Source organism: Nocardiopsis sp. MT53 (assembly GCF_019598965.1).
Lineage (GTDB): Bacteria > Actinomycetota > Actinomycetes > Streptosporangiales > Streptosporangiaceae > Nocardiopsis > Nocardiopsis changdeensis.
The window spans coordinates 5,174,438-5,200,321 of record NZ_CP080599.1; the positions used below are offsets into that span (position 1 = coordinate 5,174,438).

Here is a 25,884-nt window from a genome sequence, read left to right on the forward strand (position 1 = left end):
CGTGGAGCCAAGGGGCGGACCCGGTCCCGGGGTCCGCGGAATCGAAGGGGATGCGGTCGCCGCCGCGCCCGCCCGGGACCGGGGCCGCCCGGTCGCGGGGGTCACACCGGGGCGACCCCCTCCACAGGGCCGATCCGCACGGCGAGGGCGGGCTGCTCGGGCGGGGCCTCGCGCAGCCGGACGGTCGTCCCGTGCGGCGAGGGCCGCCAGTCCAGGGGGCCGGAGCCGTCCAGGGCGGTCACCTCGGAGCCGGGTTCCAGGAGCAGGTCCAGGCCCAGGTCGGCGGTGCGCGGCGTGCCCAGGACGATCGCGTTGAGGTGCCGGCCGGTCCGGGTGTACCGCACCTGGAGCCCCTCGTCGGTCGTCCCGTGCACCCTGGTCCAGGGGCGGGTGCCGCGGACGGCCTCCCCGTACACGTCCATCCAGGCGCCCAGCTCCAGCAGCCGCCGGGACTGGGACCAGGGGACGGCGCCCGTCCCGGTGGGGCCGACGTTGACGAGCAGGGAGCCGCCCCGGGCGACGACGTCGGCCAGCACGTGGACGAGGTGCACGGGGTCGATGTGGTCGGAGTCGCGCTCCTCGGCGTTGTAGAAGTAGCTGCCGCTCAGCGGCCGCACCGACTGCCAGCGGCCCCGCTCCGGGGGCGCGACCCCGGGTTCGCACGTCGCGTACCCGGCGTGGAGGTCGCCCCGGCCCTGGGCGGCGATGTCGAACCTGTCGTTGACCAGGCCGTGGGGGACCCTGTCGTGGTACCACTCGAACAGGGACGGCAGGTCGACGCCGGGAGGGGAGACCCCGTAGTCGTTCCACAGGGTGCACGGGCGGTACCGGCGGACCAGCTCCTTCCAGTGCCCGAGGAACAGGTCGCGGTAGTCCTCCCCCCGGGGCAGGGCGGCCAGGGCCGACGCGAGGTCGGAGACGGGCTCCTGCGAGAAGGAGAAGTCCCAGGCGCTGTAGTAGACGCCGAACTCCATGCCGCGGCCGCGCACCTCCTCCGCCAGCTCCCCCACGACGTCGCGCGGCGACGACCAGGCCGTGCCCCGCGGGTGGGGGTGCTCACTGGGCCACATCAGGAAGCCGTCCTCGGCCTTGGCGCTGAACACCACGTATCCGGCGCCCGAGCGCTCGAACAGCTCGCCCCACGGGCGCGGGTCCCAGCGGGGGACGACCTCGTCGCGCAGGCGCTCCACGAAGGCGGAGTAGGGCAGGTCGCCGTACCGCTCCCGGTGGTGGCGCCCGACGGCGCTCCCCGGGAGCGCCAGGGCGTTCTGGTACATGCCCGCGTCCCCGTCGGTCCGCCACCAGGCGGGGACGTCCGCGCGCTCGACCGCGCCCATGCCCGCCACCGGGTCGGGGAGCAGGGACCGCCGGACCGGGGCGTAGGCCGGGATCGAGGCCGCCCCCCAGTGGACGAGGATCCCGAGTTTGGCCTCGTCGAACCAGGAGGGGTGCCGCAGGGCGTCACCCCGCCCCGTCGTGTCGGTGTCCGCGGATTCGTGCATGGACGGCCTCCCGAAGTCTCACCGGGGGAGTGTAGGGTTCCCCGGACCCCCGGAACCGGCGCGGTTCCAGGGGTTTGTCACCTCCGCCGCCGTCGTTCCCCGGCTATATAGTGAGCCCCGTTCCGCGGACCCCCGCGGACCGGCGGGGACCGCGCACCGGCCGGGCGCCGGGGGCGGAGAAGGGGAAGGGGACGGGGGACGACGATGCGATTCCGCCTTCTCGGGCCGCTGGCCGTGGAGACGACGGACGGCCGCCCCGTCCAGGTGCCCGAACTCAAGGTCCGCAGGCTCCTGGCCGTACTGCTCACCGGCGAGGGGCGGGCGATCCCCGCCGACCGGCTCATCGACGAACTGTGGGGGGACACCCCGCCCGCCCGGCCGCTCCCGGCCCTGCGGGCCAAGGTGTCCCAGCTCCGCCGGGCCTTCGACGAGGCCGAGCCCGGCGGCCGGGACCTCGTCGTGTCCATGGCCTCCGGCTACCGGCTCGCCGTCGGACCCGACGACACCGACACCGACCGGTTCCGCCAGCTCATGGAGCGGGCCCGCGCCACCGGCGAGCCCCGCATGCGGTCCGTCCTGCTCTCCGACGCCCTCGCCCTGTGGCGGGGCCCGGCGCTCGCCGACTTCGCCGACGAGCCCTTCGCCCGGCCGGTGGTCGCCAACCTGGAGGAGCAGCGCCTGTCGGCGCTGGAGGAGCACGCGCAGACCCGCCTGGACCTGGGCGAGCACCACCGGCTCATCGGGGATCTGGCCGCGCTCGTGGACGAGCACCCCCTGCGCGAGCGCGCCCGCGCCCTCCACATGCTCGCCCTGTACCGGTCCGGCCGGGGCTCCGAGGCGCTGGAGAGCTACGCCGACGTGGACCGACTCCTGCGCGAGGAACTGGGGCTGGACCCGGGGGTCGAACTCGTCACCCTGCACCAGAGGATCCTCACCCAGGACCCCGCCCTCCTGCCGTCGGACGCCCGTTCCGACACCCCCCGGCGCAGGTCCAACCTGACGGCCCCGGTCAGCGACCTGATCGGACGCGCGGACCTGATCGAGCGCCTGCGCGAGGTGGTCCGCGCCGAGCGCCTGGTCACCCTCACCGGCCCCGGGGGGATCGGCAAGTCCCGCCTCGCGCTCGAACTCGCGCGGAGCATGGTCGACGTCTTCCCCGCCGGGGTCTGGTCGGTGGAGGCCGAGGCGGGCCGGTCCGCGAACCCCGGCGGGGAGTCCTCCGCCGCCCGGGTCGTCCAGGCCATCGCCGACTCCCTCGAACTGCGCGACCCGCTCCCGGCCGGGGCGGGCGAGGACCTGTTCCACCGGGTGGCCGACGCCCTGCGCCCGTCCCGCGCCCTGCTGGTCCTGGACGGCTGCGAGCGCGTCCTGGACGGGGTCGCCGACCTCGTCGAGCGCCTGTTGGGCGAGGTCCCCGAACTGCACGTCCTCACCACCAGCCAGGAGCCCCTGGGCATCGTCGGCGAGTGGCTGCACGTCGTCCCCCCGCTGGAGGTGCCCGACCCCGGCACGGACGCGGCGGCCGCGCGCACCGCCGGGGCGGTCGAGCTGTTCGTCCGCCGCGCCGCCGCCTCCTCGCCCGGGTTCGAGCTGACCGACGACAACGTCGGTCCGGTGACCGCCATCTGCCACCGCCTCGACGGGGTCCCCCTGGCCCTGGAACTGGCCGCCACGCGCGTGCGCGGCCTGGGGGTGCACATGGTCGCCGAACGGCTGGACGACCGCTTCCGGCTGCTCACCGGAAGCCCCCGCCGCACCCCGGCCCGGCAGCGCACCCTGCGCGCCACCATGGACTGGAGCTGGGACCTGCTCTCGGCCGCCGAGCGCCGGGTGCTGCGCCGCCTGGCCGTGCACGCCGACGGGTGCGCGCTGGCCGGCGCCGAGGCCGTCTGCGCCGGCCCGGACGTGTCGGCGGACGAGGTCGTGGACGTCCTGGGGAGGCTGATCTCCCGCTCCCTGGTCGTCATGACGGAGGAGGAGACCGGGCCGCGGTACCGCCTCCTGGAGTCGGTCGCCCTCTACTGCGACGAGCGCCTGGCCGAGGCCGGGGAGGACGGGGAGGTCGCCGCCCGGCATGCCCGGTACTACACCGAACTGGCCGAGCGCGCCTCCTCCTTCCTGTACGGGCCCGAGCAGCGCACCTGGCTGCGCCGCCTGGACACCGAGACCGCGAACCTGAGGCTCGCCCTGGACACGGCCCGGCTCACCGGCGAGGGCGACCTGCTCCTGCGCCTGGTCCGGGCCCAGCTCTGGTACTGGTATCTGCGCGGCCGGATCCAGGAGTGCCGCAGGGCCCTGGACGCCGTCCTGTCCGGGCCGGGGCCGTTGCCGCCGGGCGTGCGGGAGCGCATGTCGGTGTGGGCGGACGGCCTGGCGGTCCTCTCCGGCGCCGGGCCCGAACCGGCCGCGCTCGTCCACGAGAGCCTCGCGGCGTGCGAACGGGTCTCCGGCCCCGTGGACGCGGCCCGGGCCCGCTGGTTCGTCTCCATCGTGCTGTTCACGGTGGGCGAGAACGGGCTGGGCGCCGAACTGGTGGAGCCTGCGCTGGTCGACTTCCGCGCGCACGGCGACCGCTGGGGCGCCGCGGCCGTCCTGGCCCAGCGCACCTGGTTCTCCCTGGTGGCCGGGGACTACACCGCGGCCGCCCGCGACGGCGAACAGAGCATGGCGCTGTTCACGGAGCTGGGCGACCGCTGGGGGCAGGTCCAGGCGGGCGACGCCCTGGCGACCCTGGCCGAGGCCCTGGGCGACCACGCCTCGGCCGAGCGCCGCCACCGCGAGGGGCTGCGCGTGGCGGAGGAGCTGGGGCTGTGGCACGACGTCTCGTGGAAGCTCTCCGGGCTGGGGCGGGCCGCCCTGCTCACCGGGGACCACGCCGCGGCGCGCGAGTACCACCTGCGCGCGGTGCGCGTCGCGGAGGAGCACTCGGACCGGGCCGGGCTGATCTACGCGGAGATCGGACTGGCCCTGGGCGCGCGCCGGGAGGGGGCGCTGGACGAGGCGGAGCACCGCCTGAGCGGACTCCACCGGCGGCTGGACGGCCAGGGCGGGGTCGTGCTCGCGCAGGTCCTGAGCGAATGGGGCTTCGTCGCCGAGGCGCGCGGCGACGCCGGCACCGCGCTGCGCCGCCACCGGGAGGGCTGGGCGGTGGCCCGCCGGGAGGGGGACCCCCGGGCGATGGCGTCCGCGCTGGAGGGGATGGCCGCCGCCTGCGCCCTCGCGGGCCGGCACGCGCACACCGCCCGGCTGCTCGGCGCGGCCGGGGCCCTCCGCGAGGGGCTGGGCGTCGCGCCGCCCGCCGCCGAGCGCGCCGACGCCGACCGGGCCGGACAGGCCGCGGTCGCCGCCCTGGGGGCGGACGCCGTGGAACGGGAGATGGGCGCGGGCGCGGAGTCCGACCCCGAGGACCTGGTCGCGCGGGCCGCGGGCCCCGGGGCCCCGGGGGACGCCGCGCCCTGAGCGGGGCCCGCGAGGTGACATACCCGGCCCGGCGCGTTGGCCGCCCCGCGCCCCGGTGCACCACGATCGGTTCCGTCCGGGTCCCCGGGGCCCACGTCGAGCACTCGGAGGTCGTCGGTGAAGGGGATCATCCTCGCGGGCGGCAGCGGAACACGGCTGCACCCGATCACCAAGGGAGTCTCCAAGCAGCTCCTGCCGGTGTACGACAAACCGATGATCTACTACCCGCTGTCGGTGCTGATGCTGACCGGCCTGCGGGAGATCCTGATCATCTCCACCCCCGAGGACCTGCCCGGGTTCCGGCGCCTCCTGGGCGACGGCTCCGACCTGGGACTGAGCCTGGACTACGCGGAGCAGACGCACCCGTGCGGGCTTCCCGACGCCTTCCGCATCGGGGCGCGGCACGTGGGGGCGGACCGGGTCGCGCTCATCCTCGGCGACAACATCTTCCACGGCTGGGGCCTCTCCGACCTGCTGGTGGAACAGGCGGCGGCGGTGGACGGCTGCACGCTGTTCGGCTACCGCGTCTCCGACCCCGAACGCTACGGGGTCGGGGAGACCGACGCCTCGGGGCGGCTGGTCTCCCTGGAGGAGAAACCGAGCCGCCCGCGGTCCAACCGGGCGATCACCGGCCTGTACTTCTACGACAACGACGTGCTGGAGATCGCCCGCGACCTGCGGCCCTCGGCGCGCGGGGAGCTGGAGATCACCGACGTCAACCGCGCCTACCTGGAGCAGGGGCGCGCCCGCCTGGTCGAGCTCGGCCGGGGGTTCGCCTGGCTGGACACCGGCACCCACGACGCCCTCCTCCAGGCGGGCGAGTTCGTGCGCATCCTGGAACAGCGCCAGGGCGTCCGGATCGCCTGCGTGGAGGAGGTCGCCCTGCGGATGGGGCTGATCGACGCCGGGAGCTGCCGCCGCCTGGGCGAGGCGCAGGCGACGACCGGCTACGGGCGCTACATCATGGACGTCGCCGACGAGTACGAGGCGAGCGCCCTGCCGGACGCCGAACCCGGCGCCGTGACCTGGGCGGGTGTCCGATGACGCCGCCCGGGACCGCGCCCGCCGCCCCGCGCCCGGTGGCGCCGAGGTGGCGTTCGGACCGCTCCGCCGCCGCGCGCCTGCGCCGCTCCGCGGCCGTCGTGTCGACCCCCGGGCACCCCGACGGGGTCGCCGGGGTCCTGGACTGGATCGCCGAGCGGGCCCGCTCCGGCGGCTTCGGCGTGGACCGGATCCCGTTCGACGCGATGGGAGAGTGGGGGTTCGACCCGGCGACGGGCGACCTCGTCCACCGCACCGGGCGCTTCTTCGCCGTACGCGGTCTGCGCGTGTGCTCCGGCACCGGCCCCGCGGACGTGCGGCACCAGCCCGTCATCGACCAGCCCGAGGTCGGGGTGCTGGGCATCCTCGCCCAAGAGATCGACGGCGTCCTGCACCTCCTGATGCAGGCCAAGATGGAGCCGGGCAACCCCGACCCCGTCCAGCTGTCCCCCACCGTCCAGGCCACCCGCAGCAACCTCTCCCGGGCCCACGGCGGCCGCACGGTCCGCTACCTGGAGTACTTCCTGGACCCCGGCGAGGGCCGGGTCCTGGCCGACGTCCTGCAGTCCGAGCACGGCGACTGGTTCCTGCGCAAGAGCAACCGCAACATGATCGTGGAGGTCCCCGCCGGCCACCCGGTCCCCGAGCACCCGGACTTCCGGTGGATGAGCCTGGGCGCCCTGGGACGGCTGCTGCGCCTGGACGGCGTCGTCAACATGGACGCCCGCAGCGTGCTGGCCTGCGCCCCCGCCCATCCCGGCGCCCCCGACGCCCTGCACACCGACACGGACCTGCGGTCGTGGTTCGTCGGCGAGCGCTCGCTGACGCCGCTGCGCGCCGACCCGGTGCCCCTGGCCGGGCTGCCCGGCTGGCACCGCGGCGCCGACCGGATCCACCGCGAGGACGGCCTCGGCTTCGAGGTCGTCGCGGTCGGGGTCCGGGCGGGCTCGCGGGAGGTCGCCCGGTGGAGCCAGCCCCTGCTGCGCCCGGTGGGGGAGCGGGTGGCGGCCTTCCTCACCCGGCGGTTCGGGGGCGTGCCGCACCTGCTGGTGCGCGCCCGCCCCGAGGGGGGCCTGCCGGGCGGGGTCGAGCTCGGCCCGACGGTCCAGGGCGCGCCCGGGGACCCCGACCCCTTCGAGGGGCGCTCCCCCTTCCTGGACGCCGTCCTGTCCGCACACGGCGACGCGGTGCTCTACCGGGCCGTGCACACCGAGGAGGGCGGCCGGTTCCTCGACTCCCACGGCGTCTACACGGTGGTGCGCGACGACACCGCCCCGGCGGACCCGCCGCCGGGGCACCGGTGGGCCACCCCCGCCCAGCTCGGGGAGCTGCTCCGGCACGGCCACTACGTGAACGTGCAGGCGCGCACCCTGCTGTCCTGCGTCGTCACCGGCGCGGTGCGGCTGTGAGCCGGGGCCGGCGCGGCCGGCCCCGGCTCACCCCTCCAGCGCGTCCCCCACCACCCGGGAGAGGATCGCGACGCCGTCCTGCGTGAGCAGGGACTCGGCGTGGAACTGCAACGAGCCGAACCACGGCCCCCGCAGGGCGTGGACCTCCCCGGTCTCCGCGTCCCGGCTGACCTCCACGGCGCCGATGCCCGCGCACGCGACCTTGTCCTCCGCGCAGCGGGCGGCGAACGTGTTGTAGAAACCGACCCGCTCCCGCCGGCCGAACAGGTCGATCACGTGCTGGGCGCCCTGGTTGGGGACGGCCCTGGGCGCCACCTCCAGGCCCAGCTCCAGGCACAGGACCTGATGGCTCAGGCACACGGCGAGGAACGGGCGGCGGGACTCCAGCAGGGTCCGCGTCGCCGCGCGCAGGCGGGCGATCTTGGGGTGGGAGGCGTCGCGCGGATCGCCCGGCCCCGGCCCCAGCACCACGAGGTCGTACCCGCCGAGGTCGACGTCCTCCGCGAACGGCCGCACGGCCACCGACGGCCCGATGGACTCCAACTGGTGCGCCAGCATCGCGGTGAAGGTGTCCTCGGCGTCCACGACCAGGACCGACAGCCCCTCCCAGGAGCGCACGGGGGGCCGCCCCGCGCCCAGCCAGAAGTCGGACACCCGCGTGTTGCGCGCCCGGAGGGCCTCCCGGACCCGGGGGTCCTCGTTCATGCTCCGCGGCCGTCCGCCCTTGAGCGCCCCGAGCACCCCGGCCACCTTGGCGTGGGTCTCGGCGACCTCGGAGGCGGGATCGGAATGGCGCACCAGGGTCGCGCCCACGGAGACGCGGGTGCCGCCGCAGGGCGAGATCTCCGCGGTGCGGATCATGATCGCCGAGTCCAGCGTGGTCCGGCCGTGCCGGTCGCGGCCGATGAGCGCGAGCGCGCCGCTGTAGTGCCCCCGGCCCCGCCCCTCGTAGCGGGCGATGACCCGGCAGGCGTTCTCCAGCGGACTGCCGGTGACGGTCGGCGCGAACGCGGTCTCGCGCAGCACCTCCCGCGGATCCCGGTCGCACCGCCCCTCGATGAGGTACTCGGTGTGGGCGAGCCGCGCCATCTCCTTCAGGCGGGGGCCGTGCACCCGCACCCCCGCGTCGCAGATCCGGGCCATCATCTTCAGTTCCTCGTCCACCACCATGTACAGCTCGTCGGTCTCCTTGCCGTCGTCGAGGAAGCCGAGCACGCCCTCCAGGCTCGGGCCGGAGGGCGGGTATCGGTAGGTCCCGCTGATGGGGTTCATGGTCGCCGTGCCGTCCCGCACGCTCACGTGCCGTTCGGGGGTGGCGCCGACGAAGGTGCCCTCGGGCGTGTACAGGACGAACGTCCAGTACGTGCCGGACTCGTGCTCCAGCAGCCGCCGGAACAGGGCGAGCGCGCGGGTGCGGTCGAAGCCGTCGATCCGGGTGGTGAAGGACCGCTTCAGGACGAAGTTGGCGCCCTCGCCCCGTCCGATCTCGTCGGTGACGACCCGGCGCACGGCCTCGGCGTAGGCGTCGTCGTCCACGTCGAAGGCGCCGCCCGACAGGGTGATCCCCGGGTCGGGGACGCGCTCGCACACCTCCGCCAGCGGCATCCTCCCCTGTCCGGTGACCCGGAGCGCGACCAGGGGGGCGCCGTCGTCGATGTGGTCGAAACCGCGCTCGCGGATCTGCCGGTAGGGGACGGCCACCAGCAGGTCGTGCCGCTCCCCGTCCCCGCCGTCCGCGCGGGCCCCCTCCAGCGGCAGGTCGGCCAGGGTGTCGTGGACGGCGGTCTCGCCCGTGAGCACCTCGACCTCGCCCGGCGAGGTCTCGGGCCGGTAGAGCAGTGCGAAGGCGGGCGCGTCGCCGGACAGGACCGCGGCGAACGGGTCGTGGCCGCCGTACGGCCGGGTGCCGCTCATCCGCCCACCCCCGCGCCCGCCCCGCCCGCCGGTGCCAGCGCGGCGAGCAGGTGGTCGGTCAGGGTGACCTTCCCGCAGCGCAGGGCGGTGTACTCCAGGGCCCACCGGTGGCGTTCGGCGTCGAAGTCCGCGACCGCGTCGGCCGGCAGGAACACCCGGATGTCGTTGCTGTAGGCGTCCACGGCGGTCATCAGGACGCCGACGTGCGCGTACACGCCGCAGACGATGATCTGGTCCCGTCCCAGGGCGCGCATCCTGCCCAGCAGGTCGGAGCGGTGGAAGGCGCTGTAGCGCCACTTGGTGAACATCCAGTCCTCCGGGCCCGGCGCCAGGGGCGCGACGACCTCGCGGTCCTCGGGGGAACCGGTCATCCCCGGCCCCCAGAAGTCCATCAGCAGACCGCGCTCCGGCGGGGTCATCCGGCCGGGCTGGGCGGTGTAGGCGACGGGGATCCCCAGGGAGGCGCAGCGCTCGCGCAGCCGGGTGCACTGCTCGACGAGCGTCTTGCGCAGGTCGGGGGCGTCGTCGAAGGGGCGGAGGAAGAACTTCTGCATGTCGTGGACGAGCAGGACGGCCCGGTCCGCTCGCGGCTCCCAGTCCACGAGGGGGGCCGGAAGGTCGTCGGGCCCCGGCAGGGGGTAGGAGCGGATCGGTGGGATGGTCGGCATGGTCGTCCTTCCGGTGTCGGTCGGGTGTCCTTCTCCGGCGGGCGCGCCGCCGCGCCCGGGCGGCGGTTCAGGTGCCCAGGGTGGCTCCGCCGTCGACGGTCAGGGTGTGCATGGTGATGTGCGCCGCCCGGTCGGACAGCAGGAAGAGCACCGAGTCGGCGATGTCGTCGGGGGAGGCGATCCGCCGCAGCGGGATGCCCACCCGGTACGCCTCCGGGGTGCCGTCGAGCGTGCCCCGGGGGTCGGCGCCCGAGGCCCGCCACAGGGCGCGCAGCATGGGGGTGTCGGTGGACCCCGGCGCCACGACGTTGCAGCGGACGCCGTGCCCGGCCACCTCCAGCCCCAGGCACTTGGTGAACATCTCGGCCGCGGCCTTGGACGCGGCATAGGCCGCCATCCCGGCGCGGGCGGTGCCGGCGGCGTTGGAGGCCACCGTGACGATGGAGCCGCGCGAGCGGGCGACCATGTCACCGACGACGGCCCGGGACATGACGAACACGCCCTTGGCGTTGACGTCCAGGCTCTCGTCCCAGTCGGCCTCGGACAGGTCCCGGGCGGGGCCCGGGCGCATGATCCCGGCCGCGTTCACCAGGTGGTCCGGCGGCCCCCACCGGTCCCGCACGGCCTCCACCGCCCGCCGGGCGTCGTCGGGCGAGCGCACGTCGCCCGCGACCGCGGCGACGTCCAGGCCCGCGTCGGCCAGGCTCCCGGCGACCGAGTCCAGGGCCGCGGGGTCGCGGTCGAAGACCGCCACCGCGGCCCCCCGCTCCGCTGCGCCCCGTGCCACGGCCGCGCCGATGCCGCTCGCGGCGCCGGTCACCAGCACCACTTCGTCCTTCATGTCCTGCATCGCCGTCTCCTCGCTCGGGGGCGTTCATCGGGCGGACCAGGCCGAGGCGACGGCGACGGCCTGGTCCGGGTTGAGCCTGGGGTCGCACAGGCTGGTGTACTTGTCGGCCACGCGCTCGTCGTGGCGCCGGTCGGGCACGCACTCGGTGACCGCGTCGGGGGTCGTCTCCAGGTGCAGGCCGCCGGCGGTCCCGCCGGCGGACCGGACCGCCGCCCCGAACCCCCGGACCTCGCGGACGATCGCCTCCAGGTAGCGCGTCTTGAGCCCCGACGGCGTCTTGACGGTGTTGCCGTGCATGGGGTCGGACATCCAGATGACCGGGTGGCCCGCGCCGCGCACCGCCGCGACCAGCGGCGGGAGCAGGGACCCGACGGCGTCGGCGCCCATACGGGCGATGAGCGTGAGGCGGCCCGGGGTGCGGTCCGGGTCGAGGCGTTCGCACACCCGCAGCAGCTCGCCGGGGTCCGCGGACGGGCCGACCTTGCAGGCGACGGGGTTGGCCACCCGGGCCAGCAGGTCGACGTGCGCCCCGCGCGGGTCCCGGGTGCGGTCCCCGATCCACGGCCAGTGGGTGGACGACAGGAAGAGTCGGCCGTCCGGCGCCCGGCGCAGCAGGGGGGCCTCGTAGTCGAGGAGGAGGGCCTCGTGCGCCGTCCACACCGGTGCCGCCGGCCGCGGGCGGCCCGTCCCCGGGGACCAGCCCAGGTGCCCCATCAGGGTGCGGGCGGCGTCGTACCCCGCCAGCAGGCGCGTCGGGTCCGGGGCGCGCAGCTCCGCCACGGGCTCGGGCGCGTTGACCAGGTGTCCCCGGTATACGGGCAGGAGCAGGCCGCCCACCCGCTCGAAGGGTTCGGAGCGCGGTTTGGCGAACTGGCCCGCGATGCGCGCCAGCCGGACGACCGGCCTGCCGGTGTTCTCCTCCACCACGTCCGCCAGGGCCCCGACCAGTGCCGTCTTGGCCGCGGCGTCGGGGGCCGTGCACTCGGCGGGGTCCTCGGCGCAGTCGCCGGCCACCACCATGAGGTCCTCGCCCGCCGCGACCCGCGCGAGGCGGGCGCGCAGCCGGTCGGCGTCCTCGACGCGGACCAGCGGCGGACGCCCGGCGAGTATCCGCCGGGCGGTCGGCAGCCGGGGGTCCGCGGACCAGTCGGGCTGCTGCGGGGCGGAGGGGACGGGAGGATCCTGCTGCGGGGTGTACACGGAGCGCTCCACGTGGCGGGGACGGGGGTCTGCCGGGCCGGGGGGCGGGTGTTCGCTTCTCACGGTCGGTGCGGTGCCCCCGCGTTCCCGGCCAGTTCGGCGACGGCGTAGGCGGCCGACGCCAGGGTGATGTGCCGGTGCCAGCCGTTGAAGGAGCGGCCCGCGTAGTCGCGCACGCCCACGCGGTCCCCGACCGAGGCCAGGGAGCGGCCGACGCGGTCGACCAGGTCGGCGGAGCGGGAGACGGCCATCGCCGCCCGGTCCGCCGGGTAGGTGGTCAGCCACAGCTCGCCGGGCCAGTCGGGGCCGCCGGGGCCCAGGCCGACCAGGGTCAGGCCCCCGCCGGGGGCGGTGCCCGCGGGGTCCGCGGGCCCCGGGACCGGGCGGCCGACCCGCACCGTGGCCATCAGCGGCGGCCTGCGCACGGGGCGCGGTCCGCCGCCCGTGCCCCGGATCACCGGGCGGCGCAGTTCGCGGGAGGCGCGCATGATGCTCCCCGCGGGCAGGGTCCGGCCGTGGTGGCCGGTCAGCGCGGGCTCCTCCACCCGCAGCTCCACGTCCTCGGGCACCCGCGCCACCGCGTGCAGGCCGGCGGCGCGCAGCCGTTCGAGCGCGGGGAGGGGGTCGGCCCCGTCCAGGTCCAGGACCGCCGGCCGGACGGGCGCCCCCCAGGAGGCCACGGCCAGGCACGCCTGGGCGGCGTGCTCCGCCAGCAGGCCCGGGTCGGGCCGCGCCGGGATCCGGACGCCGCCGCAGTCCAGCGCGGTCCGCGGGGGCTCGGAGAGGTGGAGCCGCCACTCGACCGGCACGCTGACGCGGTCGGACGCCATCCACACGCCGATCGCCCGCTGGGCGGTGATCATCTGGCCCTCGGCGGAGGAGAAGTAGCGGCCCACCCCCACCGAGTGCCGCCCCACCTTGGGGATGGTGAGCGGGCGCACCACCCACGCGACCGGCGGTGCCGTCCGCAGCAGATGGGCGGCCAGCGCCCGGCGGACGGGGGTCCAGTCCCAGGTGGAGTTGCAGATGAAGTGGTGCAGGCCCTGGCCGGTGGCCGAATCGCCGATCAGTGACGCCATGTTGCGGATCGACTTGCGCCCGGGGGTGGACAGCAGGCCGCGCAGGTAGTCCGACCCCTTCCTGCGCTGGTCGCTGCGGGCCAGCGAGACGAACAGCTTCTCGGTCAGGGCGCCGAGCACCCCTTCCTCGTCGGGCGGTGCGCCGGCCGGCCCCGCGGGGACGCCCGGAAGGGCCGCCGGTCGGACGCGGTGCGCCGGCCGGGGCGCCGGGACCTTGCTCTTCGGATGTTCGATCGCTGTGTTCACACGGATTCTCCGGTCCGTTCGAGCCGGCTGTGCCTGCTTTATTCGGCGAATGGTCATCGGGTCGACGTGCTCGGACCAAAGCTAGGAGTCGGGTTCCTGACATGTGAATGGCAAACAGGCGGCAATAACGTGTGGGACAGCATCTAGCCATGCATGGCTATTTCTTGCCGGTACGCCCTTCCCGGGGTTGACGGTCCCGGCGGGCGTCAGCAGAGTGAGGAACGCTGACCGTCGGGATCGGATCCGCTTCCCCGTCGGGCCCGGGTGCGAGCGGCCTCCCGCCACCGGAATCGGAAGAGGGCCAGATGTCCCAGAAAAAGAAGGTAATTCTTGCCGAGCCGCGCGGTTTCTGCGCCGGGGTCAGGCGGGCGATATCCATCATCGAACTCGCCCTGGAGCAGTACGGGGCGCCGGTGTACGTGCGTAAGGAAATCGTGCACAACCATTACGTCGTTCGCGTGCTGAAACAGCGGGGAGCGGTTTTCGTCGATTCGGAGACGGAGGTCCCCGAGGGCGCCGTCTGCGTCTTCTCCGCCCACGGCGTGTCCCCCGAGGTGCGCCGCCGCGCCGACCAGCGGAGCCTGGACGTCCTGGACGCCACCTGCCCCCTGGTCTCGAAGGTCCACCAGGAGGCCGTACGGTTCGCCCGCGACGAACGCACCCTTCTGCTCATCGGCCACGCCGACCACGAGGAGGTCGAGGGCACCTACGGGCACGCGCCCGACCGCACGATCATCGTCGAGACGGTCCGGGACGCCGAACGGCTGGACCTGCCCGCCGACACCCCGCTGGCCTACCTCACCCAGACCACGCTGTCCGTGGACGAGACCCGGGACATCATCGGCGTGCTCAAGGACCGCTTCACCGACCTGCGCGGGCCGGGCACCAGCGACATCTGCTACGCCAGCCAGAACCGGCAGGACGGGATCAAGGCGATCGCCCCGCGCAGCGACCTGGTGATGGTGGTCGGGTCCCGCAACTCCAGCAACTCGGTCCGCATGGTCGAGGTCGCCCGCGGCATGGGCGTCGACGCCCACCTGGTGCCCGACGTGGGCGAGTTCTCGTCCGACTGGCTGGAGGGCGTGAGCACCGTGGGGATCAGCGCGGGCGCCAGCGCCCCCGACATCCTGGTCGACCAGCTGCTGGAGGAGCTGGCCGGCCACGGCTTCGAACACGTGGAACTGGAGAGCGTCGCCCGCGAGGACGTCGTCTTCTCCCCGCCGGCCAAGCTCGCCCGCTCCGCGCCCACGGCGTGACCCGGCATCGAGAAGTGGAGGAATCCCCATGACGGTCCCCGCGGTCCGCACCGCCCCCCGGGCCCTGCGCACCGGGCTCCTGGCCCTGGTCGAAGAACGCCTGGACGGCCTCCTGGCCGAGGAGCACCGAAGGTGGTCGCGCGTCGACACCCGGGGCGCTGTCCCCGTCGACGACGTCGCCGCCCTGGTCCGCGCGGGCGGCAAGCGCCTGCGCCCCTCCTTCTGCCTCACCGGCTACCTGGCCGCGGGCGGCGACCCCGGGGCCGGCACCGTCGTCGACTGCGCCGCCGCCCTGGAGCTCGTCCACGTCGGCGCGCTCATCCACGACGACGTCCTGGACGCGGCGGACACCCGCCGCGGAGCGCCCGCCGTGCACGCCCGCCGCGCCGCCGACCACGCCGCGCGCGGCTGGCACGGGGAGGCCCGCCGCTACGGGGAGGGTGTGGCGATCCTGGCCGGGGACCTCGCCGACATCCTCGCCGACCGCCTGACCGCGGACCTGCCCCCGCACTGCCGTCCGCTGTGGAACGAGCTGCTGACCGAGATCGTCATCGGCCAGCACCTGGACGTCGCCGTCGCCGCCGAGGCGGTGGTCGACCCCGACCTCTCCCGCTGGATCGCCGTGTGCAAGTCCGGCCGCTACAGCATCCACCGCCCCCTGGCCCTGGGCGCCGCACTGGCGGGCCGCCCCGACCTCGCCCCCGTGTTCGAGGGCTACGGGGAGGCGCTGGGGGAGGCCTTCCAGCTCCGGGACGACATGATCGACGCGTTCGGTGACGGGGCGGTCGCCGGCAAGCCGGTCGGACTGGACCTGGAACAGCACAAGATGACCCTGCTCCTGGCCCTGGCGGTGCGCGCCGACGACCGGGTGCGCGCCCTCGTGGAGTGCCCGGTCTGGGACGTCCCGGCCCTGCGCGACCGCCTCGACGAGATCGGGATCGGCCACGAGATGGAGGAGCGCATCGGCACACTCGTCGCCCGCGCGCTCGAAGCGCTGGAGGACTCCGGACTGCCCGCCCCCTGGCAGGAGGAGCTCACCGCCATGGCCTACGAGGTCGCCTACCGCGGCAGGTGACCCGCACCCTTCCACCACCACGGCCGTGCCAGCGGCCCGAGGAGAGCACATGACCTTGCTGGAACGAGTGGACGGACCCGCGCGGCTGCGCGGGTTCACCACCGACGAACTCCGCGAACTCGCCGGAGAGATCCGCGGATTCCTGATCGACCGGGTCTCCAGGTCGGGCGGCCACCTGGGCCCCAACCTCGGTGTGGTCGAGCTGACGATCGCTCTGCACACGGTCTTCGATTCCCCGCACGACCGCCTGCTGTGGGACACCGGCCACCAGGCGTACGTGCACAAGATCCTCACCGGACGCCGCGACGGCTTCGACCGGCTGCGCCGTTCCGGCGGGCTGTCCGGCTACCCCTCCCGCACCGAGTCCGACCACGACCTGGTGGAGAACTCCCACGCCTCCACGGCGCTGTCCTACGCCGACGGGCTGGCCCGCGCCGACGCCCACAACGGGGTCACCGACCGCTCCGTGGTCGCGATCATCGGCGACGGCGCCATGACGGGCGGCATGGCCTGGGAGGCCGTCAACAACATCTCCGGCGGCCCCGACCGGCCGCTCGTCATCGTCCTCAACGACAACGGGCGCTCCTACGCCCCCACCGAGGGCGGCCTGGCCGAGCACTTCAGGGAGCTGCGCGCGGGGGCCGACGGGCGCAACGTGTTCGAGCAGTTCGGGCTGGCCTACCTCGGCCCCGTGGACGGCCACGACATCTCCGCCCTGCGGGAGGCCCTGACCCGGGCCAAGGGGGAGCCCGGACCGGTCCTGGTCCACGTCGTCACCGAGAAGGGGAAGGGGTTCGTCCACACCGAGACGGACGACCTCGACCGCGGGCACGCGATCAAGCCCATGGACCCGGAGACCGGCCTCCCCCTCGCGTCCCCCTCCGGTCCCTCGTTCACCTCGGTGTTCGGCCGGGAGATGGTCGGGATCGCGCAGGAGCGCCCGGACGTCGTGGCGATCACCGCCGCGATGCTGGAGCCCACGGGCCTGCTCCCGCTGTACGAGCGGCTGCCCGAGCGCGTCATCGACGTGGGGATCGCCGAACAGCACGCCGTCACCATGGCGGCGGGGCTGGCGATGGGCGGCGTCCACCCGGTGGTGGCCGTCTACTCCACCTTCGTCAACCGCGCCTTCGACCAGCTCCTCATGGACGTCGCCCTGCACCGCCGGGCGGTCACCTTCGTGCTCGACAGGTCCGGGGTCACCGGCGACGACGGGCCCAGCCACAACGGCATGTGGGACATGTCGGTGCTCCAGGTGGTCCCGGGGCTGCGCATCGCGGCCCCCCGGGACGCCACCCGGCTGCGCGAGCTCCTGCGGGAGGCGGTCGCCTGGAAGGACGGGCCCACCCTGGTGCGCTTCCCCAAGGGGGCGGCCGGCCGCGACATCCCCACCGAGGCCCGCTTCACCGGTATGGACGTCCTGCACCGGTCCGGCTCCCTGGACGTCCTCATCGTCTCCATCGGCGCGCTGGCCGGGGTGTCCCTGAGCGTGGCCGAGGGCATCCGGGAGCAGGGGATCGGCGTCACCGTGGTCGACCCCCGCTGGGTCTCCCCGGTCAACCCCGGGCTGGCCGACATCGCCCGCAGGCACCGGACCGTCATCAGCATCGAGGACAACAGCCGGGTGGGCGGCATCGGGTCCACCATCGCCCAGGCCCTGCGCGACGCCCGGGTCCCCACCCCGTTCCGGGAGTTCGGCATCCCGCGCAGGTTCCTGGAGCACGGGAACCGGGCCGAGGTGCTGTCCGGCTGCGGGCTGGACGTCCGCGACATCACCCTGGCCGCGGTCGAGGCGCTGGCCGAGTCCGACGCCCTCACCGGGCCGCGGCCGGCCCCGGACCCCATCGACGAGGGCCTGTACCGCCTGGCGCACGACGCGCGCCCCAACGGAGGGACGGACTCGTGACCGTCGATCTCGGCATTCCCGCCACCCCGCCGCGCCCGCTGGCGACCCGGCGCAAGACCCGGCAGATCATGGTCGGCAACGTCCCCGTGGGCGGGGACGCGCCGGTGTCCGTGCAGTCCATGACCACCACCCGCACCTCCGACATCAACGCGACCCTGCAGCAGATCGCGGAGCTGACCGCCTCGGGCTGCCAGATCGTCCGGGTCGCGGTGCCCACCAACGACGACGCCGACGCCCTGCCGATCATCGCGAAGAAGTCGCAGATCCCGGTGATCGCCGACATCCACTTCCAGCCCAAGTACGTGTTCCAGGCCATCGACGCCGGCTGCGCCGCGGTGCGCGTCAACCCCGGCAACATCAAGAAGTTCGACGACAAGGTCGCCGAGATCGCCAAGGCCGCCGGCGAGGCGGGGGTGCCGATCCGCATCGGCGTCAACGCCGGGTCCCTGGACAAGCGGCTGCTCGCCAAGTACGGCAAAGCCACCCCCGAGGCGCTGGTGGAGTCCGCCCTGTGGGAGTGCTCCCTGTTCGAGGAGCACGGCTTCCGCGACATCAAGATCTCGGTCAAGCACAACGACCCGGTGGTCATGGTCAACGCCTACCGCCAGCTCGCCTCGGCGTGCGACTACCCGCTGCACCTGGGGGTCACCGAGGCCGGCCCCGCCTTCCAGGGCACCATCAAGTCCGCGGTGGCGTTCGGCGCCCTGCTCGCGGAGGGCATCGGGGACACCATCCGGGTGTCGCTGTCGGCGCCGCCGGCGGAGGAGGTCAAGGTCGGCACGCAGATCCTGGAGTCGCTGGGCCTGCGCGAGCGGGGCCTGGAGATCGTGTCCTGCCCCAGTTGCGGGCGGGCGCAGGTGGATGTGTACACGCTGGCGGAGGAGGTCACCGCCGGTCTGGAGGGCCTGGAGGTGCCGCTGCGGGTGGCGGTGATGGGGTGTGTGGTCAACGGTCCGGGTGAGGCCCGTGAGGCGGATCTGGGGGTGGCCTCGGGCAATGGCAAGGGGCAGATCTTCGTCAAGGGCGAGGTGATCAAGACGGTGCCGGAGTCCAAGATCGTGGAGACGCTGATCGAGGAGGCCATGCGGATCGCCGAGGAGATGGGCGAGGCCGGGGTCGAGCCGGGCGAGCCCACCGTCGCCGTCGCAGGCTGAAAGCCCCCGTCCCCCCTTTCCCCGACACGTCCAGGAGGACCCATGTCCACGACCTCCCCTCCCCGGACCGCGCGCGGTCCCCTCCACGCCGTCGGCCGCTACGCGCGGCTCGTCAAGTACAAGTTCGTCATCGACTTCTTCCTCGCGCTCGTCATCGTCGCCACCCTGCTCGGACCCGCCGCGCTCGTGTCCGGCACCACCCCCCTCGCACTGCTGTTCTTCGCCCTGGGGATGCTCGGCGTGCTGGCGGCCGTCATGACCCTGGACGACGTCACCGGGGCGCAGGACGGCAGCGACACCGCGAACTACGTGGAGACGCCCAGCGGCCAGCTCCGGCCCCTGTCCCGCAAGCCCCTCCTCACCGGTGAGATCACCGTCCGCGACGCGCGCGCCTTCGGCCTCGCGGGCCTGGTCTGGGGGGTCCTGTGGTGGGCGGCCGCGCTGCTGTACGCCCCCGGCGAGCCGTGGGTGATCGTCACCATGGCCCTGCTGGCGTTCCTGAGCGTGCAGTACTCCTGGGGGCTGAAGTTCAGCTACTACGGGCTCGGTGAGGCGGTGCTCCTGTTCTCCGCAGCGGCGTTCCTGATCGCCCCCTACGGGCTGGTGACCGGGCAGCTCCCGCTGATGGTGCTGGTCCAGGGCTTGCTGTTCGGCTTCGGACAGCTCCTGATCGCCGGCTACTCCAACACCAACGACGTGCGCGGCGACGCCGAGGCGGGCCGCCGCACCGTCGCCGTGCTCACCTCCGAGTTCGGGAACAAGGTGTTCCTGGCCGTGCTGACCTGCGTGAACCTCGCGGTGATCGTGGTCCCGGTGGCCGTGGGCGCCCTGCCCTGGACCTTCCTCCTCGTCCTGGCGCCCTTCGTGGTCCTGCGGGTGCGCCAGTACGCCGGGTTCCTGCGCACCGGCGACCCGCTGGTCGCGCGGAGCCGGGGCATCTGGGCCTTCCGGACGGTGGTGGCCTGCCTGCTGCTGTTCAACGTGCTCGAAGCCGTCCTGTGAGGCGGGCGGCGGGCCCCTCCCCCGAGGGGAAGGGGCCCGCCGCCCGGGGGACGGGGACGGCCGGTGCTCCCCGCGGGGAGCACCCACTCCCATGGGCGGCCGCCCGTCCCCCGTCACTCCCTGGAGCCGTGGCCCGGCCTGCCGCCCGCCGCGATCCCGTGCTCGCGCCGGGTCTTCTCGAACCAGCCGGCCACCTCGGCCCGGGAGGACATCTCCAGCTTGCGCATGACGTTGCGCAGATGGTTGATCGCGGTCCATTTGGAGATCCCCAGCCGGTTGGCGATCCGGTGGTTGGTGTCGCCCTGCGCCACCAGTTCGGCCACCTGGAGCTCCCGCGCGGTCAGCGGGGTCCCGGTGATGCCCGCGGGCTGCGCCGGGCCGGTGTCCGCGGCCGGGGCGTCGGTGGTGTGGAGCGGTGTGAGCGCCTCGGCCACCACCGTCCTGACGTCCAGGCCCTGGCCGGTGGACCAGCACTCCATGAACGCCCGTTCCCCGAGGGCGCTCCGGGCCTGGTCCAACGACCGCTCCACCTCTCCGGCCAGCGGTGCCAGGGAGGCGTAGCCGGTCTCCGCGCGCCGGGCGGCCATCGCCGAGGCGATGAGCACGGCCTGGCGCAGCGGCTCGCGCTGCCCGCGCGCGGTCCACGCGCGCAGCACCGCCACACGCTCCAGCGCGGGGATCAGCGCCGGCAGGCAGTTCCACCCGGCCAGGCAGCGGATCGAGGATTCGAGGCACTCCTCGGCCTCCTGCTCGTCCTCGGGGCGGCCCCCGCAGAGCATCGCGGTGGAGAAGACGGCCTCGGCCACCGCCGCGCCGACCTTGTGGCCCACCCGCTCGGCCATGTAGAAGGACGCCTCCGCGGTCTTGCGGGCCGCCCGGTGCTCCCCCCGCGCGATCAGGGCCTCGGCCAGGTCGCGCAGCACGCCCGACCGCTCGTCCTCGGCCCCGGACCTCGACAGGTGGGCGTCGGCCTCCCGGAGCAGGGCCTCGGCCTCGCGCGGGGAGCTGCGCTGGAGCGCGAGGACCCCGGCCCAGCGGGTGTCGACGGCCATGGCGATGACATTCCCGGAGGCGCCGTGCTCGCGGCGGGCGGCGGTCAGCAGCTCCTCCGCCTCCTCGTACCGCCCCAGGAGGACCGACAGCCGGCCCAGGGCCGAACGGGCCTCCCGGGCCCGCCGCTCCGGGAGCAGGCCCTCCCGTAGCGCGTCGCGCAGGACGGCCGCGACCCGGACCATGTCCTGGTGCCCGTACAGCCCCAGGGTGGTGGCCAGGTCGGTGGCGGTGAGGGGGTCCTCCTCCAGCAGGAACTCCATGGCCGCCAGGAGGTCCGCCTGGCGGCGGTACACCCCCTGGGAGCGGCGCGGGCGGTTCCAGCGCGTGGCCGGGTCGCACAGGAAGAGCGCCCACCGCGCGAAGTACGCGGCGTGGGCGCGGCGCGCGCCGTCCAGCCGGCCCTCGGCGCGCATGCTCTCCAGGAGGAACTGCCGGGTCAGGCCCAGGAGGCGGAAGACGATCTGGCCGTCGGACTCCTCGACCGCGTCGAGGAGGCTGACGTTCACCAGGCGCGCCAGGTGCTTCTCCGTCTCGTCCGCGCCGGTGCCGGAGATGGCGACGGCCGCCGGGACGTCGACCTTGGAGTGGAAGACCGCGAGGTGTTCGAGCAGCGCCCGCTCCTGCGGTGTGATCTGGCGCAGGGCCCAGGCGATGGCCTCCTGTACACCGGTGTGCCGGGAGAGGGTCTCCCCGTGCTCGCCGGAGAGGGTCCCCAGGTCCTCCTCCAGGCCGTCCAGGACCTCGCGCGCGGAGCAGAACTTCATCCGCGCCGCGGCGAGCTCGATGGCCAGGGGCAGGCCGTCGGTCCTCTGGCACAGGAGCATCACCGCCTCGTGGTTCTCGGGGGTGAACTCGAATATCGGGCGGATCGCCTGGACCCGCCGCAGGAACAGCCGGACGGAGGGCAGGGACCGGGAGTCGGTCCACTCCTCCCCGTTGCCGGCCTCCGGGGTGGGTAACGGAGCCAGGCGCAGGACGGCCTCCCCGTAGGCTCCGATGGGCGTCGGCCCGGTGACCAGGACGGTCGTCCCCGGGCGGGCGGCGAGCAGGGGAGGGAGGGCCTCCCGGAGTTGGGGGAGGATCTGCTCGCATCCGTCGAGGATCAGCAGCGACCTCCCCTCTCCCGTCGGTGGGGCCCCGGCCACGGGGGAGGGGAGGACGTCGACCAGGGCGGACTCGACCTCCTCCAGGGGGACGTCCGCGGACTTGCCGTAGTTGAGTCCTCCGATCTCCGGGCACACCACGTCGAGTTCGATGATCTTCGTTCCGGCCGTGAAGGTCTCCGCGACCTTCTCCAGGGCCGCGGCGGCCAGCCGGCTCTTGCCCACGCCCACGGGGCCGGTGATGGTCAGAATGCGCACTGCGGGGTCCGAAAGCCACTTCCCCAACCGGTCGAGTTCCGCCTCGCGGCCGATGAGAGGGGTGGAGAAATGGTTCCAGGATGTACGGTACGGGGCGGTTACATAACCCATGGTGCGCGGCAATGAATGCGACATGCTCAATCGTCTTCCGGTGCCGTGGTCCGATCGGTGATGTGCATTGCGCACTGCGCCGGGGTCAGGGGGGTGGTCGTCTCGTGCTCTGCTGGCGGCGGCCCCCGTTGTACGGGAATCCCCGGGCTGCGGGCCGGTGTCCGGTGTCGTGTTCTGTGTACTCTCGAGTACACCCGGTCACCGAGCATAGCGGTAAGGACGGTTCTGTGCCAAGGTTCTCCATTTCCCCCGTGCGGCCGGGCGCCGGGATAATTCATTTGTCCGCATCTCGGAATAGCGGGCGCCGGCGCCGGGCCGGATGTCCGCCCGGATGAGCCGATCCGGCGCCGGCTCCCGCCGGGTCCCGATCGGGACCCCATTCCGTGTTCGTTTCCCGGGATTTCCCCCGGGCCTCTGTGAACGCCCGCCCGCGCCGAAAGGCGTCCGGCGCCGGGGACGGCGCCCGGGTCGGCGAATTCCCCCGGATTTCCCGCGCGGGCCCTTCTAGGTGGCGTACGGCCGCTTCCGGCGGCCCTCGCGCAGCACGTCGGACCACCACATCAGCTGGTCGAGGAAGGCCTTGGCGGCGATCTCCGTCTCCTCCACCTCCACCGGGCGCCCCTCCGCGTCGAAGCGGTCCCAGAAGTTCGGGAAGCTGAGCGTGTTCCGGATGGTGGCGGCGTGGACCTCGCTGAAGACCGGGCGCAGCTGCTCCACCGCGTGCAGGCCGCCGCCCACGCCCCCGTAGCTGACGAAGCCGACGGGCTTGGCGACCCACTCCTGGAAGAACCAGTCGATGGCGTTCTTCAGCGACGCGGGGTAGCCGCGGTTGTAGACCGGTGTCACCACGATGAAGGCGTCCGCCGCCGCCAGGCGCTCGCCCAGCGCCCGGACCCGGTCGGGCGCCTGCTCCCCGTCGTCCCCGGGCAGGACCACCGGGAGGTCCGCCTCGGCGAGGTCGATGAGATCCACGTCGATGTCGCCGTGCGCGCGGGCGCGCTCCGCCACCCACGCGGCAGGGGTCGCGCAGAAGCGGTCCTTGCGGATGCTCCCGATGATCACTGCCACACGTGTACGCTCGTTCTCCACCGTGCAACGGTCCTCTCTGGCGGTCCGGCCGTTCGGCCCGGGGTGCAGGGTTGCGGACCACTGTGCCCCCCGGGGGCTCCGGAATGGTTGTGATCGTGTTCCGGTCCGGCCCGAACCGCCGTAACCGCAGGAAGGGCGTTCGCGGGGGACGCCCGTTCGGCCGGCCGGGGCCCGCGCCGTTCACCCGGCCGCGGAGTCCCCGCGCAGCGGCCCCCACCAGTCGGGGTTCTCCGTGTACCAGGCCACGGTGGACGCGAGCCCCTCGTCGAAGGGCACGCGGGGCGCGTACCCCAGCTCGGTGCGGATCCGGGTGTCGTCCACGGAGTAGCGGCGGTCGTGCCCGGCCCGGTCGGCCACGCGGTCCACGGACGACTCCGGGGCGCCGAGCAGCTCCAAGAGCCGCCGGGTCACGTCGAGGTTGGTGCGCCCGGTGCCGCCGATGTTGTAGACACGGCCCGGCTCGCCCTTGGCCAGGACCAGGCCCAGGGCCCGGCAGTGGTCGTCCACGTGCAGCCACTCGCGGACGTTGAGGCCGTCGCCGTAGAGCGGCACCCGCCCGCCCTTGATCAGGGAGGTCGTGAACCGCGGCACCAGCTTCTCCGGGTGCTGGAACGGCCCGTAGTTGTTGGAGCAGCGGGTGATGCGGGCGTCCAGTCCGTGCGTGCGCACGAAGGACTGCACGAGCAGGTCGGCCGCGGCCTTGGAGGCCGCGTAGGGCGAGTTGGGGGCCACCGGGCAGGACTCGTCCCAGGAGCCCGTCTCGATCGAGCCGTACACCTCGTCGGTGGAGACCTGGAGGAAGCGGACCCCGCCGGCGCGCCGCGCCGCGTCGAGCAGGACGTGGGTCCCGAGCACGTTGGTCCGCACGAACGCCTCGGCCGCCGCGATGGAGCGGTCGACGTGGCTCTCCGCCGCGAAGTTCACCACCGCGTCGTGGCCCGGGACGAGCCCGTCCATCCGGGCCGCGTCGGTGATGTCGGCCCGGACGAACGACAGGCGGGACGACTCCTCGGGCAGCCGCCGGCGGTCCCCGGCGTAGGTGAGCAGGTCGACCGCCGTCACCCGCGCCCCCTCGGTCCCGGGCAGCAGGTCCTCCAGGACGGAACGCACGAAATGCGCGCCGATGAATCCCGCGGCCCCGGTCACCAGAATCCTCATGGTGCCTCCGTGCCCGCCCCGTGTTCGACCGGCGGTCGCGAAGGTTTCATTCACAGAGGGCGGCGCTGATCGTATTGAAACCTCCGATCACCTGAAAATAATGGTTGTGAAAGCCAATGCGGCAAGGATTTACGCGCTGGTTTGTCAGGTTGAAAAAAATGGATCGACGCCATTGACACGCATATCCTTTCCTGCGAGCCTCGGTTCGTCGAATTTCACACGGGAAAGAGTGGTCATGGCCATGCGGGTGTGGGACTACGTGGAAGAGTACGAAGCCGAACGGGAAGAGATCCTGGCCGCGGTCGACAGGGTCTTCCGTTCCGGGCAGCTGGTCCTGGGCGAGAGTGTCCGCGGATTCGAGCGGGAGTTCGCGGGCTACCACGGGACGGCGCACTGCGTGGGAGTGGACAACGGCACCAACGCGCTCGTCCTCGCGCTGGAGGCCCTCGGAGTGGGCCCCGGCGACGAGGTCGTGACCGTTTCCAACACCGCGGCGCCCACCGTGGTCGCCATCCACTCCACGGGCGCCACCCCGGTGTTCGTCGACGTCCGGGAGGAGGACTTCCTCATGGACGTGAAGCAGGTCGCCGCCGCCATCACGCCCCGGACCCGGGCGCTCCTGCCGGTGCACCTGTACGGCCAGTGCGTCGACATGGAGCCGCTGCTGCGGCTGGCCGAGGAGCACGGCCTGGCCGTCGTCGAGGACTGCGCGCAGGCGCACGGCGCCCGGCACCACGGCAGGATCGCGGGCACCATGGGCCACGCGGCCGCCTTCTCCTTCTACCCCACCAAGGTCCTGGGCGCCTACGGCGACGGCGGCGCCGTCCTGACCCCCGACGCCGGGGTCGACGCGAACCTGCGCCGCCTGCGCTTCTACGGCATGGAGGAGCGCTACTACACGGTGGCCACCCCGGCCCACAACAGCCGGCTGGACGAGGTGCACGCCGAGATCCTGCGCGGCAAGCTCGCCCGCCTGGACGCCTACATCGAGGGGCGGCGCCGGGTGGCGCGCCGCTACGCCGAGGCCCTGGCCGACACCGACCTGATCCTGCCCCGGACCGCCCCCGGCAACGACCACGTGTACTACGTGCACGTGGTGCGCCACCCGCGCCGGGACGCGATCATCGAGGCGCTGCGCGAACACGACATCCACCTCAACATCAGCTACCCCTGGCCGGTGCACACCATGAGCGGGTTCGCGCACCTGGGCTACTCCGAGGGCGACCTGCCGGTGACCGAGCGGCTGGCCCGGGAGATCTTCTCGCTGCCCATGTACCCGTCGCTGTCGGAGGGCGCCCAGGACAAGGTCATCGGTGCCCTGAGGGAGGTCCTGGCCCGGATCTGACCGGGG

The 25,884-nt window shown here is 74.0% G+C and carries 18 protein-coding genes; 9 read left to right on the top strand and 9 right to left on the bottom strand.

The window, feature by feature from the left end:
• Positions 1-101 precede the first annotated feature (101 nt).
• Entirely contained in the window at positions 102-1,502 is a 1,401-nt protein-coding gene (locus tag K1J57_RS22815) for an alpha-L-fucosidase (protein ID WP_220560660.1), read from the bottom strand.
• A gap of 204 nt (positions 1,503-1,706) precedes the next feature.
• Between K1J57_RS22815 and K1J57_RS22820 the strand changes: the two genes are divergently transcribed.
• From K1J57_RS22820 to K1J57_RS22830, 3 genes are all read left to right on the top strand, one after another.
• Positions 1,707-4,961, top strand: a complete 3,255-nt coding sequence (locus K1J57_RS22820; RefSeq protein ID WP_220560662.1) for a BTAD domain-containing putative transcriptional regulator — start codon at positions 1,707-1,709, stop codon at positions 4,959-4,961.
• 117 nt (positions 4,962-5,078) lie between these two features.
• Entirely contained in the window at positions 5,079-6,005 is a 927-nt protein-coding gene (gene rfbA, locus K1J57_RS22825) for a glucose-1-phosphate thymidylyltransferase RfbA (protein ID WP_220560663.1), read from the top strand.
• Positions 6,002-7,411, top strand: a complete 1,410-nt coding sequence (locus K1J57_RS22830) for an NDP-hexose 2,3-dehydratase family protein (RefSeq protein ID WP_220560664.1) — start codon at positions 6,002-6,004, stop codon at positions 7,409-7,411. Before rfbA ends, K1J57_RS22830 begins: the two co-directional genes overlap by 4 nt.
• Positions 7,412-7,438: 27 nt before the next feature.
• Here the strand turns inward: K1J57_RS22830 and K1J57_RS22835 are convergent, their stop codons facing one another.
• The 5 genes from K1J57_RS22835 to K1J57_RS22855 all read right to left on the bottom strand — a co-directional run bounded on the left by K1J57_RS22835 (position 7,439) and on the right by K1J57_RS22855 (position 13,242).
• Positions 7,439-9,325, bottom strand: a complete 1,887-nt coding sequence (locus K1J57_RS22835) for an anthranilate synthase family protein (RefSeq protein ID WP_220560665.1) — start codon at positions 9,323-9,325, stop codon at positions 7,439-7,441.
• A complete protein-coding gene (locus K1J57_RS22840) occupies positions 9,322-9,993 on the bottom strand; it encodes an isochorismatase family protein (protein WP_220560666.1) in 672 nt (223 codons plus the stop codon). The genes K1J57_RS22835 and K1J57_RS22840 overlap by 4 nt, the downstream gene beginning before the upstream one ends.
• A 67-nt stretch (positions 9,994-10,060) precedes the next feature.
• Complete coding sequence (locus K1J57_RS22845) at positions 10,061-10,843, bottom strand: 2,3-dihydro-2,3-dihydroxybenzoate dehydrogenase (protein WP_220560667.1); 783 nt, start codon at positions 10,841-10,843, stop codon at positions 10,061-10,063.
• Positions 10,844-10,867: 24 nt separating this feature from the next.
• The gene (locus K1J57_RS22850) at positions 10,868-12,043 is read right to left on the bottom strand and encodes a 3-deoxy-7-phosphoheptulonate synthase (protein ID WP_220560668.1); all 1,176 of its coding nucleotides are present in this window, start codon (positions 12,041-12,043) and stop codon (positions 10,868-10,870) included.
• Between the two features lie 59 nt (positions 12,044-12,102).
• Positions 12,103-13,242, bottom strand: coding sequence for a transposase (locus K1J57_RS22855; RefSeq protein WP_255646514.1), 1,140 nt, complete (start codon positions 13,240-13,242; stop codon positions 12,103-12,105).
• A gap of 431 nt (positions 13,243-13,673) precedes the next feature.
• Here K1J57_RS22855 and ispH point away from each other — a divergent pair, with 431 nt between their 5' ends.
• From ispH to K1J57_RS22880, 5 genes are read left to right on the top strand one after another with little or no spacing between them, the layout of a single operon-like run.
• The gene (ispH, locus tag K1J57_RS22860) at positions 13,674-14,624 is read left to right on the top strand and encodes a 4-hydroxy-3-methylbut-2-enyl diphosphate reductase (protein ID WP_220560670.1); all 951 of its coding nucleotides are present in this window, start codon (positions 13,674-13,676) and stop codon (positions 14,622-14,624) included.
• A gap of 28 nt (positions 14,625-14,652) precedes the next feature.
• Positions 14,653-15,699, top strand: a complete 1,047-nt coding sequence (locus tag K1J57_RS22865; RefSeq protein WP_220560671.1) for a polyprenyl synthetase family protein — start codon at positions 14,653-14,655, stop codon at positions 15,697-15,699.
• A 49-nt stretch (positions 15,700-15,748) separates the two neighbouring features.
• Positions 15,749-17,605, top strand: coding sequence for a 1-deoxy-D-xylulose-5-phosphate synthase (locus K1J57_RS22870; RefSeq protein ID WP_220560673.1), 1,857 nt, complete (start codon positions 15,749-15,751; stop codon positions 17,603-17,605).
• A complete protein-coding gene (gene ispG / locus K1J57_RS22875; RefSeq protein ID WP_220560674.1) occupies positions 17,602-18,759 on the top strand; it encodes a flavodoxin-dependent (E)-4-hydroxy-3-methylbut-2-enyl-diphosphate synthase in 1,158 nt (385 codons plus the stop codon). The genes K1J57_RS22870 and ispG overlap by 4 nt, the downstream gene beginning before the upstream one ends.
• A 42-nt stretch (positions 18,760-18,801) precedes the next feature.
• Complete coding sequence (locus tag K1J57_RS22880; RefSeq protein ID WP_220560675.1) at positions 18,802-19,761, top strand: prenyltransferase; 960 nt, start codon at positions 18,802-18,804, stop codon at positions 19,759-19,761.
• A gap of 113 nt (positions 19,762-19,874) precedes the next feature.
• On the opposite strand, the gene K1J57_RS22885 is transcribed toward K1J57_RS22880, so the two are convergent.
• From K1J57_RS22885 to rfbB, 3 genes are all read right to left on the bottom strand, one after another.
• Positions 19,875-22,175 carry a LuxR C-terminal-related transcriptional regulator gene (locus K1J57_RS22885; protein ID WP_220560676.1) on the bottom strand — a complete coding sequence of 767 codons (2,301 nt, stop codon included), beginning with the start codon at positions 22,173-22,175 and terminating at the stop codon, positions 19,875-19,877.
• Positions 22,176-22,790: 615 nt separating this feature from the next.
• Positions 22,791-23,354 carry an NADPH-dependent FMN reductase gene (locus K1J57_RS22890; protein WP_220560677.1) on the bottom strand — a complete coding sequence of 188 codons (564 nt, stop codon included), beginning with the start codon at positions 23,352-23,354 and terminating at the stop codon, positions 22,791-22,793.
• Positions 23,355-23,555: 201 nt separating this feature from the next.
• On the bottom strand, positions 23,556-24,533 hold the full coding sequence (rfbB, locus tag K1J57_RS22895) for a dTDP-glucose 4,6-dehydratase (protein WP_220560678.1): 978 nt from the start codon (positions 24,531-24,533) through the stop codon (positions 23,556-23,558).
• A 235-nt stretch (positions 24,534-24,768) separates the two neighbouring features.
• Here rfbB and K1J57_RS22900 point away from each other — a divergent pair, with 235 nt between their 5' ends.
• Entirely contained in the window at positions 24,769-25,878 is a 1,110-nt protein-coding gene (locus K1J57_RS22900; protein ID WP_220560679.1) for a DegT/DnrJ/EryC1/StrS aminotransferase family protein, read from the top strand.
• Positions 25,879-25,884: the final 6 nt, after the last annotated feature.

Excerpts from the sequence above, each read along its gene's own strand:
- K1J57_RS22815 (WP_220560660.1), bottom strand. The coding sequence starts at position 1,502 with ATGCACGAATCCGCGGACACCGACACGACGGGGCGGGGTGACGCCCTG.
- K1J57_RS22820 (WP_220560662.1), top strand. The coding sequence starts at position 1,707 with ATGCGATTCCGCCTTCTCGGGCCGCTGGCCGTGGAGACGACGGACGGC.
- K1J57_RS22830 (WP_220560664.1), top strand. The coding sequence starts at position 6,002 with ATGACGCCGCCCGGGACCGCGCCCGCCGCCCCGCGCCCGGTGGCGCCG.
- K1J57_RS22835 (WP_220560665.1), bottom strand. The coding sequence starts at position 9,325 with ATGAGCGGCACCCGGCCGTACGGCGGCCACGACCCGTTCGCCGCGGTC.
- K1J57_RS22840 (WP_220560666.1), bottom strand. The coding sequence starts at position 9,993 with ATGCCGACCATCCCACCGATCCGCTCCTACCCCCTGCCGGGGCCCGAC.
- K1J57_RS22845 (WP_220560667.1), bottom strand. The coding sequence starts at position 10,843 with ATGCAGGACATGAAGGACGAAGTGGTGCTGGTGACCGGCGCCGCGAGC.
- ispH (WP_220560670.1), top strand. The coding sequence starts at position 13,674 with ATGTCCCAGAAAAAGAAGGTAATTCTTGCCGAGCCGCGCGGTTTCTGC.
- K1J57_RS22865 (WP_220560671.1), top strand. The coding sequence starts at position 14,653 with ATGACGGTCCCCGCGGTCCGCACCGCCCCCCGGGCCCTGCGCACCGGG.
- K1J57_RS22870 (WP_220560673.1), top strand. The coding sequence starts at position 15,749 with ATGACCTTGCTGGAACGAGTGGACGGACCCGCGCGGCTGCGCGGGTTC.
- K1J57_RS22880 (WP_220560675.1), top strand. The coding sequence starts at position 18,802 with ATGTCCACGACCTCCCCTCCCCGGACCGCGCGCGGTCCCCTCCACGCC.
- rfbB (WP_220560678.1), bottom strand. The coding sequence starts at position 24,533 with ATGAGGATTCTGGTGACCGGGGCCGCGGGATTCATCGGCGCGCATTTC.
- K1J57_RS22900 (WP_220560679.1), top strand. The coding sequence starts at position 24,769 with ATGGCCATGCGGGTGTGGGACTACGTGGAAGAGTACGAAGCCGAACGG.